Source organism: Trichocoleus sp. DQ-A1 (genome assembly GCF_039961955.1).
In the GTDB taxonomy this organism is placed as follows: domain Bacteria; phylum Cyanobacteriota; class Cyanobacteriia; order Cyanobacteriales; family FACHB-T130; genus FACHB-T130.
The window spans coordinates 320,360-333,420 of record NZ_JAMPKE010000002.1 but is presented as its reverse complement, the minus strand read 5'-3'; the positions used below and the strand labels follow the sequence as shown (position 1 = coordinate 333,420).

At 47.8% G+C, this 13,061-nt stretch carries 7 protein-coding genes; 4 read left to right on the top strand and 3 right to left on the bottom strand.

Annotated features, from left to right (window positions below):
• Positions 1–36: 36 nt before the first annotated feature.
• Positions 37–1,350 (bottom strand): HEAT repeat domain-containing protein, encoded by a 1,314-nt coding sequence (locus tag NDI33_RS03905; protein WP_190674450.1) that lies wholly within the window; start codon positions 1,348–1,350, stop codon positions 37–39.
• A gap of 239 nt (positions 1,351–1,589) precedes the next feature.
• Positions 1,590–2,711 (bottom strand): DMT family transporter, encoded by a 1,122-nt coding sequence (locus tag NDI33_RS03900; RefSeq protein WP_190674447.1) that lies wholly within the window; start codon positions 2,709–2,711, stop codon positions 1,590–1,592.
• A gap of 432 nt (positions 2,712–3,143) precedes the next feature.
• On the opposite strand from NDI33_RS03900, the gene sppA reads away from it, so the two are divergent.
• The gene (gene sppA / locus NDI33_RS03895) at positions 3,144–3,965 is read left to right on the top strand and encodes a signal peptide peptidase SppA (RefSeq protein WP_190532503.1); all 822 of its coding nucleotides are present in this window, start codon (positions 3,144–3,146) and stop codon (positions 3,963–3,965) included.
• Between the two features lie 96 nt (positions 3,966–4,061).
• Positions 4,062–4,481 (top strand): chorismate mutase, encoded by a 420-nt coding sequence (aroH, locus tag NDI33_RS03890; RefSeq protein ID WP_190674692.1) that lies wholly within the window; start codon positions 4,062–4,064, stop codon positions 4,479–4,481.
• A gap of 57 nt (positions 4,482–4,538) precedes the next feature.
• On the opposite strand, the gene crtR is transcribed toward aroH, so the two are convergent.
• A complete protein-coding gene (gene crtR / locus NDI33_RS03885; protein WP_190674444.1) occupies positions 4,539–5,441 on the bottom strand; it encodes a beta-carotene hydroxylase in 903 nt (300 codons plus the stop codon).
• A gap of 313 nt (positions 5,442–5,754) precedes the next feature.
• Here crtR and NDI33_RS03880 point away from each other — a divergent pair, with 313 nt between their 5' ends.
• Together NDI33_RS03880 and NDI33_RS03875 are read left to right on the top strand one after the other, a co-directional pair.
• Positions 5,755–6,594 carry a COP23 domain-containing protein gene (locus NDI33_RS03880; protein WP_190674442.1) on the top strand — a complete coding sequence of 280 codons (840 nt, stop codon included), beginning with the start codon at positions 5,755–5,757 and terminating at the stop codon, positions 6,592–6,594.
• 240 nt (positions 6,595–6,834) lie between these two features.
• On the top strand, positions 6,835–12,981 hold the full coding sequence (locus tag NDI33_RS03875; RefSeq protein WP_242033068.1) for a CHAT domain-containing protein: 6,147 nt from the start codon (positions 6,835–6,837) through the stop codon (positions 12,979–12,981).
• Positions 12,982–13,061: the final 80 nt, after the last annotated feature.

Sequence of the window (13,061 nt, the reverse complement as noted above, 5' to 3'; positions counted from 1 at the left end):
TAAACAATAAATTTAAACTCTTGTCAAGACGCCAATTTAGCGGTTTTCTGACTCCTCTGGCGGATGATTAGAGGAATTTTGGGAATTTGGCAAAGCGGGCAAATTATTATCCGTGCCAGGATTCAAGCGAAGCCGATTTAACTGCCCTATCGCCCACCGCGCTGTTTCCTGAACCTCGGAATCCCGATCTTCAGCAGCGTGACGCAATAAATTGCTGACTTGACCGATCGTGTCATAAATTCTTGTCAAATCCCGAATTGCATTTTTGCGAACATCAGGGTTTTCATCTTGCAACGAGATCGCGAGTGCCCGGTTCATCGGTTTGAGGGTGCGGGTGCCAATTTGCGACAGCGCCTCTAAGATTAAGCCGCGCTGTTGAGAATCCGAGTCGATCATCAGATCCACCAAGGGCTGAATTGCTCTGGAGTCGCCGCATTGTGCCAGTTCCCAGATCGCCTTGCGTCGTTTTGTCGGATCGGCTCCCTGTAAATCTTTAATTAATTCATTAACAATATCAATTTTGGGGAGGCGAGTGGTTTCTCCCATCGCTTTTGCCTCGTTGCTTCGCAGCCGTGCTAACGGCTTCGCTTCGCTAACTGCTTCTGTTGGCTTTTGTGCGGTTGTTCTCCCGTCTAAATTGCTTTTTTCTAAATTGCTTGTTTCTGAAAGGGTCAAAGCAGAGGCATGATAGCCGTTATTGCCATTGTCATTTTCTATCGGGCGAGAATGGATATCTGCGGGATGATTGGCATCTTTAGGGTCTTCGTAGCGGCTTTCATCCGATTCCTCAGCTCCAGACTCCGGCTCTTCCTCTCTGTTGAGGTTGCCTAACCATTTCAGCAAGAAGTAAACTCCTAATCCGACCCCAGCTGATGCTGCTGCTAGACCTAATAACCACCAGAGGCGATTCCCTTCAGAACTCGGTTTAGCCGCCTTGGGTTTTGGGGTGGGAGCCGGTGAAGATTTTGCGGCTTCGGCTGCCTGAAGGCGCTCTTGAGTCGTGGAACCAGCAACTCCATCAGGCGTTAACCCGACAGATGTTTGAAATTTAGAGATAGCAACTGCTGTCGTTCGGCCATAAACGCCATCTACTGGCCCATTGTAGTGTCCCAAACGCTTTAGTGACTTTTGCAGTTCTGCGACTTCAAAGCCTTGAGAGCCTACTTGAAGGATAGGCAAATCGTTTTTAGGGTTTGGGGAACTCGCCTGAGCCAGTTCTAGGGAGACGGGTAAACTGGGGGGGGAAGTGGCGATCGCTGACGGCAATCCTGTGGAATTCTCACCCGAACTGGGGATAAAGCCCAGACAGATAATCCAGGTAACTAGAAGCCATGTGGAGCGGTAGAACATAGTTTTGGGGAAACCTGTCTAAGTGAATACAACCAGACAAGATCCTTTGCTGATAATTTTCTGCTTAGCTTCTAGTACCAGCATGAAGTTATTCGTTCTAAATAGTTAGCGAGCAATTCATCCCTATGTTTTGGGCGAGCAGCTCTGGGAGCTAGTGTGAATATTGGGCTGATCATAACAGAAAGTTTCAACTCGCTCTCAAATCTTAGCGGCTAACTTGTCTGTCATCCTATTCATTTCTACCGATTTTGCCAAATCTCGGTTTCGGATTCTTTCGCTTGTATTGGCAGTGATTGATAGGGTAATGGCTCGGATGGCTCTAAGAGAGAAATTTGCTCGGTTTTGCTTTCTTCTTGTGTCACCTTGGTTTCAACAGATGTAGAGGGTTGCCCGAAGCGCAGGCTTTGCAAACGCACTTGTTCGGCTATCTTCTCGCGCTGATTAATTAGATAGATACTGGCAAGGGTTAGACTCACTCCCAGCCATTGAAGAGGGCTGAGAACTTCAGCCAAAAGTAGATTGCCAAAAAAGAGGGCAAACACGGGTGTCAAAAAGGTGAGGGAACTAAGACTGGTAAGATTGCCGCTAGAGGCAAAGTAGAAGAATAAACCATAGGCGATCGCGCTCCCAAATACGGCTGCGTAGCTCAATGCTATCCAGCCAGACGTATTTAGATGCACCCACTGGTCAGATTCCCACACTTGGGAGAGTGCAAACAAAGGCAATCCGCCCAAAATCATGTGCCAGCCAGTCGCCACCACCGGATCGGCATACTGGCAAACGAAACGAATCAGCACTGTTCCGACAGCCATCGACAGCGCCGCCAGCAGCATCAGCCATTCCCCACTTTCAAACAAGTGCGTGAAGCTAAACGAGCCAGCGATCGCGTTGCCGTGGAAAAGATTGATAATCCAATCATCCGGCAAGCCAATCAAACTAATCCCCAGCACTCCCAATGCCAACCCCAGCCAGCCCCACAACCCGATGGTTTCTCCAAACAACCAACAGGACAGCAAAGCCACTGCCAGGGGTTGAGAGTCAATCATCACCGAACCCAACCCGGCACCCGTTCGCACTAATCCAAAGGCTAAAAAGCCTTGAAACAAAGCGCCATCAACCAAAGCAAACAAACTAATCCACAGCCACGCCCGAATGCCTTTCGGTTGAGGTTTCCCCATCAAAAAGGCAGCAACTAATACCAATACCCCAGCAGGCACCAACCGGACACCAGCCATAAACAGGGGTGTCGTGTTTGGGATAACACCCTTCATTGCCACCATCGCCGTTCCCCACAAGAAAAAGGGGGCAATCAGCAGCAAGGGTGCCAACGGAATTTTGGATTCTGTGAGTTTTAGCTGCATAAAAGTTCTTTGTGGGCGTACATGATAGAGCCAAGCCAGCACTCTTGAAGCAGGTCATAACGAGCTGCCCTTCCAGAAGTCGCAACTGAATTTATTAAAAATTTTTCCAGTTTCTTGCTCTTTTTCTGGCTGGTTGCGCGTTTATTTACTTAATTGTACTTAATATGTAGTTCTGTTAAGGCGCTTTAGCAAATTGTTGGGATGCCGACAAAAGGGGAAGTTTTTACCTGTAAGTACCCGTTAAATTCGGGGAGCTAGGGAAAACCTTCTTTCTGGTAAGCTTTCAGGCTTCACCCGCAACCCAACGAAACCGATGCGGATCGTGCAAACTAGAGAAAGAGCCAGCATTCCTAGGGAAACACTTACTGTTTTACAGGATTTGCTTCCTTCTCTAATTCGCTCATTCATTCACGATTCATCGCTTGCCTGCTCATGATCTGGCCTTTTCAGCCTAAGTTTCGTAAACAAATTGCTCGGATTGAAGTGACTGGTGCGATTGGCAGTACTACCCGAAAACAAGTTCTAGAAAGCCTGAAAACGGTTGAAGAACGAAAGTTTCCAGCTTTACTGCTACGCATTGATAGTCCTGGTGGTACGGTCGGGGATTCTCAAGAAATCTATGAAGCCCTGACTCGCCTGCAAAAAAAGGTGAAAATTGTTGCCAGCTTTGGCAATATCTCCGCATCTGGAGGAGTCTATATCGGGATGGGAGCCGAACACATTGTTTCCAACCCAGGCACAATTACCGGCAGTATCGGTGTAATTCTCCGGGGAAACAACCTGGAACGCTTGCTAGAAAAGATTGGCGTTTCTTTCAAGGTGATCAAATCCGGTCCCTATAAAGATATTCTGGCTTTTGACCGGGAACTCACCGAGCCGGAAAAGAATATTCTCCAAGACCTGATTGATATCAGTTATCAGCAATTTGTGCAAACAGTTGCTGAGGCACGGAAGCTGACAACCGAAACGGTTAAAAGTTTTGCCGATGGTCGCATTTTCACAGGTCAACAAGCGTTAGAACTGGGGGTTGTTGACCGGCTCGGCACTGAGGAAGATGCGCGCCGTTGGGCTGCGGAACTGGTCGGTCTCGATCCCGAAAAAACGAAGTGTTACACCCTGGAAGAACGCAAACCTTTCTGGAATCGTGTGGTATCAAGCAGAGTTCAGGGGGCATCTAGTCTATCAGCTGGGATAGACTGGTTAGAATTTGAACTTTCTACCAGTGGTCAGCCGTTGTGGCTTTACCGACCCTAGTCTGAAGTTTAGATTTTAGATTATAGATGATTTAGATGATTCTGAAATCCAAAATCTAAAATTCAAAATCTCAATTATAAAATGGAGGATGCTTGCGTGGAGTGGCGAGTTCGAGCGATTCGCGGGGCAACAACTGCCTCACAAAACACGGCTGAGGCAATTCGAGAAGTGGTAGCGGAACTACTCGATGAATTAGAAGTACACAATCAACTACATCCCGATCTAATTATTAGTGCCACGTTCTCGGTGACGCGGGATCTGGATGCGATCTTTCCCGCTGCGATCGCTCGCTCTCGTCCCCACTGGGACAATGTCCCTCTGCTTGATGTTCAGCAAATGCACGTGGAGGGAGGGCTGGAGCATTGCATCCGCTTCTTAATTCACGTCAATTTGCCAGCTTCCCATCCACCGATTTACCATCCTTATCTGCGGGGAGCTAAAAGCCTAAGACCGGATTGGAGTTTGTCTCAGGTTAGCTTATCCTCGCAGTCAACGATTCAGTCGTTTCATCGCTGATGCTTTTTGTCGTTAGTGATTCGTCCCTAGTCATTGACGGATCACTAATGACATTTATTAGCTATTTTCTAGGTTTTTAGGTGATTTGTTGTGAAAACGGATTCCTAAAAAAACGTCATATAAAAAGCTCCAGAAATTTTTTCCTTGCCAGATTCCCAGAGTTTGATAGCACCCTTTTTCATCTAAGAGGGGCTTGGTGGCGTAATAGGCATCCTGGTAGTGATACCAGGGAATGGAAGGCCACAAATGATGAATGAGGTGGTAATTTTGCCCCATGATCAGCAAATTGAGAATGGGGTTGGGGTAGACTCTGGCATTTTTCCAGCGATCGCGTTCTTGATGAGGGCGATGTGGCAGATAATCAAAAAACAATCCCAGCGCCAATCCTACCAGGGCAGAAGGGATAAACCAAAAATTGAGAATGTAGCCTAAGAATTGGTATTGAATTGAGATATAGAAAATCGTCCCGACAAACAAGCGGCTTAAGAACCATTCTAAAAGTTCATATTTTCGCCACAGCTGCCGTTTAAAGAAAAATACTTCGTGGTATAAAAACCGCACCGGAATTAACCACAGGGGTCCGCCAGTAGAAACGTAATGATCTGGATCGTTTTCCGGGTCATTGACATGGGCATGATGCTGCAAATGAACCCTAGTAAATACTGGGAAGGCAAAGACTAACATCAGCGCACTGCCATGTCCCAGGATGGCATTGATGACTCGGTTACGATGGGCAGAATTATGACAAGCATCATGAATCACCGTTCCACAAATGTGCAAGGCGATCGTATTTGTGATAAAGCAACACCAGTGAGGCCACTCCCAGAGCCAATAACCAAAGTTTGATAGCACAACCATCGCTACGGCGGCTAGAAACATGAGTAGCGTTGGGCTTAGGGACGCAGGCGGTTCCAGGAAATGTCTGGGAACTGTCAGCGGCTTTTGTGCCTCCAACAACATTGTTTTCTCCTTTTGAATGATTTAAGGGTTCTACGGGAACTTTGCTTCGGTTTTCCCGTCACTATGGCATCTAGGGGGGTACGTTGTGCAACATTGGATACACGATAAACAGTACCCACTGATTGACAATTTTCGAAAAACACGCTCTATTTTCCTGACTTCTTACCCTTATTCCTACCAGGGAAGCGGGGGATTCTAGTCGTGCTTTCGTAGTATACGCTACGAAGACCGATTTATAAAGATTTATGAAATTAGCTCATTTAATTCAAATGATGCTAACGATAGTCAAAAAATATACAGGAGGATTGTTGATATGTCACCACATCTGTCTAGGTTCGCGTTTGAAGCAAAGTCCTTAGTGGTCAAAAGTGTGGCTTTATCTGCCGGTGTAGCGATTCTACTGAATAGCGGTATTGCCTTTGCCGGTTCTGTTCAGCAAGCGCAACTGCCGGGTGTAGAAGATGAGAATACTCAGACCTCGGACGGGGATGTTGTGGTAGACACCGATGGGAGTCCAGATAGCACCACTAGCCCAGGAACGGAATCAGAGAATAGTACAACTGCTAACAAGCCACGGTTTACCTGCCAGCTAACGAACAGTCAGTATATGGTGATGTATCACCCGAAAAGTCAACCCGATCAAGCTTATGCTTGGGCAACTCCCAGTCCTTTAGGCGGTGGTTGGACTGCGGAGAGACGTTGTAACGAAATTAGTCGCAGATTAGAATCTTATCGACCCGATGGTCTTCAGGAAATGCGGGCATCGGTGGAAAATAACTACAACGTTGTTTGCATCACGACTCAGAAAAATCCAGACTGTCGGATTGTCCTTACTGTACCTCCTGGTGAAAATCCGCAGTTAATCCGCGATCGCGTTTTCCAAAATATCAGCACTGCTGACAGCGGACAGGTGACAGAGGGCGTCAATACCTTTGTTGGGGGTCGGGATGCTCAGATGCTCAACGATCTATTAAACTTGGGCTTATCTTCCCTCGGCGGCAGCACGAATCGCTCCAGCCGTAGGTCACAAAGCGTTAACCTGCGACCTTTCTTAGATCGAGCTGATGGTGGCACCGGCACCCAGTTGAAAGGCGGAGTGCCTATGCGCTCGAATCGAGCCAACCCTCGACTAAATCCAGGCAACTTCCGTTAAAAGTTGTTGATGGGTGATCGGGGACTCAAACCTGCGATCGCATAATCGGCACAATCAATAGAATAGAGAAGATACAAAATTGTTTGGCTTCCCAATATTGAGCGATCTGGAAGCCAGACAATTTTATTTATTTACAGATGGCGATCGCTTTTAAGAGCTAAAACAAATAAAAGCATTCCTAACACGTTGAATCTGTCAATGTTACTTTAGGGATATTGACAACAGGGTAAGTACATAACTATGTCAGCCGTTAGAAATATAAGGCTGTTACTGGTAGTGTTTTCACTAACAGCGATCGCTAACTCGCTTCAACCAGTACAAGCACAGCCGATTACCCCAGCGGCTGACGGCACCGGCACAATTGTTACTCCAGAGGGGAACCGTTTTAACATTAGCGGCGGCACGCTCTCAAAGGATAAAGCAAATCTTTTTCATAGCTTTGAGCAGCTAGAGTTAAATTCTGGGGAAATTGCAAACTTTCTTTCTAACCCTAATATTCAAAATATCTTAGGGCGCGTTACAGGTGGGAATGCTTCTTATATCAATGGATTAATCCAAGTCACAGGGGGAAACTCCAACCTGTTCTTGATGAATCCAGCAGGCATTATTTTTGGTTCTCATGCCAGCCTAAATGTTCCTGCTTCATTTACCGTCACCACTGCCACAGGTATCGGTTTTGGCAGTAATTGGTTTAATGCAATTGGGGCGAATGACTACGCTACATTGGTCGGAACGCCCAACCAGTTTATTTTTAACACTCCTCAACCTGGAAGCATTATCAATGCGGGGAATTTGGCAGTATCGGGGAATTTAACCCTGTTAGGTGGCACGGCAGTTACTACGGGGCAGATGAGGGCGACTGGGGGGCAAATTGCTGTAGTCGGTGTACCGGGTGAGAAATTAGTGCGGCTGAGTCTACCCGGCAGCCCTCTAAGTTTAGAAATTCAACCGCTACCTAGCTCAAATACAGCCGCGCTACCCTTTACTCCCCTTTCCCTGCCTTCGCTGCTAACGGGCGGAAATCTCGCGAATGCCACAGGATTAACCGTCAATAGCGATGGCACGGTACGATTGACTGCTTCTAGTGCTGAAATTGGCACACAACCGGGTACTGCGATTGCTTCTGGCACCCTGAATGTATCGGGTCAAATCGGCGGCACTGTCTATGTCTTGGGCAACCAAGCGAGTGTCATTAGTGGCAATATTAACGCTTCGGGCACCAATGGCGGCGGTGCGGTACTGATTGGCGGTGATTATCAGGGTCAAGGCAAAGTGCCAAATGCCTTACAAACATTGGTTAGCAGCGACTCGGTGATTTCTGCCGACGCACTGCACAACCGGAATGGTGGAAAAGTCATTGTTTTTGCAGATGATACAGCTAGCATTTACGGGACACTAACGGCAAGGGGAGGCATTTATTCTGGAAATGGTGGGTTGATTGAAACTTCTAGCAAACAGTTTCTCAATCTCACCAGTACGCCGGATGCAAGTGCGCCTCAGGGACTCGGTGGTACTTGGCTGATTGACCCGACCGATATCACGATTGTGAATAGTGGCGGTGGTGCGATTGGCACGAATACGGTGGATGTTGTCAATATTAATGCTGCCCTGAATACAGGCACTAGCGTCATCCTCGACACGGCAACTGCTTCTGGTTCTCCAGGTGCCGGGAATATTACTCAAAATAGCAATGCTTTTATTAGCAAGACATCTGGGGGAGATGCCGCGCTTACTTTACAAGCTAACAACAACATTATTCTGAATGGAGCGATCGCTTCCAGTAGCGGCAAGTTGAATGTCAATCTTTTTGCTGATAATGACACCAACGGTAGCGGCGCGATCGCCCTCACCAATGCCACGATTAGTACAAACGGCGGCAATCTTACAGGAGTTGGTCGAGGAAATGCCACCTACACCAATGGCATTCTGCTCAACAACAGCATTATTAATGTCCAAGGCGGCAATATTAACCTGACGGGCACAGGATTTCTTAGTGTTACTGGTACTACCAACAACGGGATTTCGCTTCAAAACAACAGTGCAGTGCAATCAACCGGAACCGGAACGATTACCCTAACGGGTTTGCCTGGAAGTGGAACAAATGCAAATGACGGCATAGAAATCATCCAAAACTCTAAAGTGAGTTCCGTGGATGGAAATATTAATATTCAGGGTACTGGTAACGGAACTGGTGCTGCCAATCATGGAATTCAGGTCTCTACAGGTAGCAATGTAGCATCCACTGGGGCGGGGAACGTTACCCTAATCGGTACCAGTAACGGAAAGGGTTTCAACAATGACGGCATTTCGATTGGCACGATTGGCAGCATCGTGCAATCCAATAGCGGGAATCTTACCCTGACAGGCACCAGCGGCACTGGGGCGGGAAGTCAGGATGGAACGGCTGTTTATGGAAGCGGCAGAGTGCGATCGCAAGCTGGAAATATTAATCTGTCTGGCACTGTCAAGGGAACGGGCAGCGACAGCTACGAGATTATTATTGTCTCTGAAAGCGTCGTGGAATCTGTTGGGACAGGGGCGATTACCCTCAATGGCACTGGTGCGATTGATGCAGCAGGCATTCTCTTACAAGACAGCAGCATTAATCCGACTGGAATTGGGGGTAGCGGTAATATCACTCTTACCGCTAATGAAATTAATTTTATTGACTCCACGAATCCTGGCACCCCGCAAATTAAGGGCAGCGGTACGCTTCAATTGCAGCCTCTGACTTCCAGTTTGGGTATTACCATTGGCGGGACAGTCAACGACAACCGCTTAAATCTCAACACCAGCGAACTCAATTTTTTAGAAAATGGGTTTTCTCAAATCATCATCGGACGGGCAGATAGCAGCGGTGCAATCACTTTGGCTGGCAACACCACCTTCTTCGATCCAGTCACCGTGCGATCGCCCGTAGGTTCTGGTTCTATAACCACGACAGGTTATACTCTCGCCGGAGATGATAACGCGACGCTTACCCTGTTAGCCAACCAAAATATCGCAACTGGCAATATTATCAATTCCGGTCGTCAGATTACGCTAACCAGCTTCCTCGGCAGTATCAATACCAGTGCAGGCAAGCTTGATACTAGCGCTTATAGCGATAACGGCGGCGCGATCGCCTTGAATGCTTTCGGCAATATTACCACTGGTGACTTGAAATCTTGGTCAGTTGAAGACGATGGCGGGGATATTGTCCTCTCTAGCAAAGCAGGAAGCATTAATACTGGCATCTTAGACGCAACCACTTTTGACGGCAATGGCGGTGCGATCGCGCTGACGGCTTTTGGAGAAATTACCACAAAAGACTTGGAATCGTGGTCGGATTATGGTTTTTCTGGAGAGATTGCTCTATTTGCTAATGGAAACATTACCACGGGCAGTCTAGATTCTCGCTCCTATGATTCTGGGATTGGGGGTGACATCACCGTTATTAGCAGTGGGGGAAGCATCACAAGTGGAAACTTATTCTCCTACTCCCAGACTAATGATGCGGGTTCGATTAACTTATTTGCCCCTCAGGGCAACATTACCACTGGTATCCTCAACACAGGCTCTTATGGTCTGAGTGCAGGCATTACGGGAAACATCACCCTTACCGCTGGTAGCAACATTAACACCAGCTACATTCATGCTTTTTCAAATGGGTATGGCAATGGGGGAAAAATTTCTCTGACAAGCTATACAGGAACGATCGACACCCAACAAGTACGATCAAATTCAAAGGGTGGTGATGGGGGCGCGATCGCATTTGATGCAAAAGGCAACATTACTACCGCTGACTTGAACGCTTTCTCAAACAGTGGGGATGCTGGTGATATTTATCTTTACAGTGACCAGGGAACTATCCAAACTGGGGCATTAGATGCAACTTCCTTGGAAGGTTTTGGGGGCGCGATCGCGTTTGATGCAAAAGGCAACATTACCACCAGTAAGGTGGAATCTTGGTCAGTGAAGGGTGATGGCGGTGATATCTCTATCTACAGTAACCAGGGAGCCATTAATACTGGGTTGTTAGATACAACCTCCTCTGAAGGCTACGGGGGATCTGTCACCCTAGAAGCTAATGGCAATATTACGACAGGTAACGTGGAATCTTGGTCAGTTGATAACGATGGAGGAGCGATCGCTGTTTCTACCAACAGTGACATCACAACTGGCACTCTAGATTCTGGTACTTATGGTTTCGGGACGGGGGGTGGCATCACCCTCACGAGTAATACTGGAGAAATTTCACTTTTAGAGGTGTATTCTGACTCTCAGTATGGCGATGCAGGGGCGCTCAACTTTTCTGCCAAGGGCGACATTACCACCAGCAATTTGAATGCAAGATCTTATAGTGGTTTTGGCAAAGGCGGCGACATCACGCTGAGATCGGGAACGGGAGGCATCAGCACTGGATCGGTCATTAACGCCTCGACAACCTTTACGGGGGGTGCGATAACCTTTTCTGCCACCGGGGACATCACCACCGGCAATCTAGAATCTTACTCGCAGAGTGGGAATGGGGGCGCGATCGCGCTCAACAGCACTACGGGATCGATCGATACTGAAAAGTTGTCTTCTTACTCGCAGAGTGGGAATGGGGGAGCGATCGGCTTAACTGCTAACAACGGCAACATTACTACCCGTACCATCAATGCCCAAAGTCTGGGAAGTGGCACTGGCGGAACTGTTAATGTTACTGCTGGTAAATTCTTTCGGGCTACAGGCACGTTTACAGACCGCAATAGCCTAAATTCCAGTATTTCGACCGCTGGTGGAACCAACGGCGGTGACATCACCATCCGTCACAGTGGCAGCACGACCACTCCCTTCGTCGTTGGGAATGCCACCATCAACGGGACAGCTGGATCGATAACCAGTGGGGCAACTAATACGATTGCCACAATCTTTTCAGTACCCGTACCGCCGGACACTTACATCCAGGGCAACATTAAAATCATCACCTTCAGCCCTACTCCCGATTTTATCCCTGCTCAAACCCCCTCACTGCCCGTCGAAATCCCACAGCAAGAAGCATCACAACCGCAGGAGACTACTTCGCTTTCCCCTCCGGCCAATACCAGTCAGTCCTTGGTTGAAGTTGATTCTGCGTTGGCTCAAATTGACGAACCCTTCACCCAGGAATATGAACAATATCTAGGCGTAAGCGATACCCCCACAAGGAGCCTTTCCGATGCCCGTAGTACCCTGCAAAGCATTGAAGCATCTAGCGGTATCAAAGCGGCACTCATTTACGCTGTTTTTACTCCCACAACTGCGGTAGCAAATGAGGCAAAAAGCCCATCTTCCTCAATTGATCATTCCATTAATCCTGACAGCCTAGAACCGCAAAAAACGGAAAATTATCAAGATCAGCTGGAACTCATACTAGTGACGGCAGATAGACAACCGATTCGGAAAAGAGTCACAGGCGCAACCCGCCAAAAAGTTCTCAAACTTGCTAACCAATTCCAGACGCAAGTGACCAACCTTAAAAGCGCTCGTGGCTACCTAGCATCCTCTCAGCAGATGTATCAATGGCTGCTAGCACCGCTAGAGAAAGATCTGCAAAGACTCGATATTCAAAATCTTGTCTTCCTCATGGACGAGGGTCTACGCACGATCCCCATCGCTGCTCTCCACGATGGTAAAGGGTTTATCCTTGAGCGCTACAGCGTTGGTTTGATGCCCAGCCTTAGCCTCACCGATACTCACTACCAGAGTTTGAAAAATGCTCAAGTTTTGGCAATGGGCATCTCAAAATTTACGGATAAAAATCCTTTACCAGCAGTACCAAGGGAATTATCAGCAATCGTCCCCTATCTGTGGAAAGGCAAGTCCTTTCTCAATGAGGATTTTACGCTAAAGAATCTGAAGGCGCAGCGTCAACAACAGCCGTTTGAGATTGTACACCTGGCAACTCACGGAGAGTTTAATTCAGGTTCTCCCAGCAACTCCTACATTCAGTTATGGGACACCAAATTGCGACTCGATCAGTGGCGGGAACTGGGTTGGGACAACCCACCAGTAGAGCTATTAGTGCTGAGTGCTTGTCGCACAGCAGTGGGGAATGAGCAGGCAGAGTTGGGCTTTGCGGGATTAGCGGTGCAAGCAGGAGTGAAATCGGCGTTGGCAAGTTTGTGGTACGTCAGCGATGAGGGAACTCTAGGACTGATGGCAGAATTCTACGAGGAACTAAAAACAGCTCCGATTAAGGCAGAGGCGTTACGTCAATCTCAGTTAGCGATGCTCAGGGGGCAAGTGCGACTGGAGGGAGGAAAGTTACGGACTCGCAATGGGGATATCTCTTTGCCACCCCAATTGCTAGGAATCGGAAATCAAGTCCTCTCCCATCCTTATTACTGGTCTGCTTTTACAATGATTGGCAATCCTTGGTAAAAGCAAATGACTCATCACAAAGTAGACGAACTGAATTGTTTTTAGGATAAGTTTTCCTGCCGCTCTACCCATCAAACCCG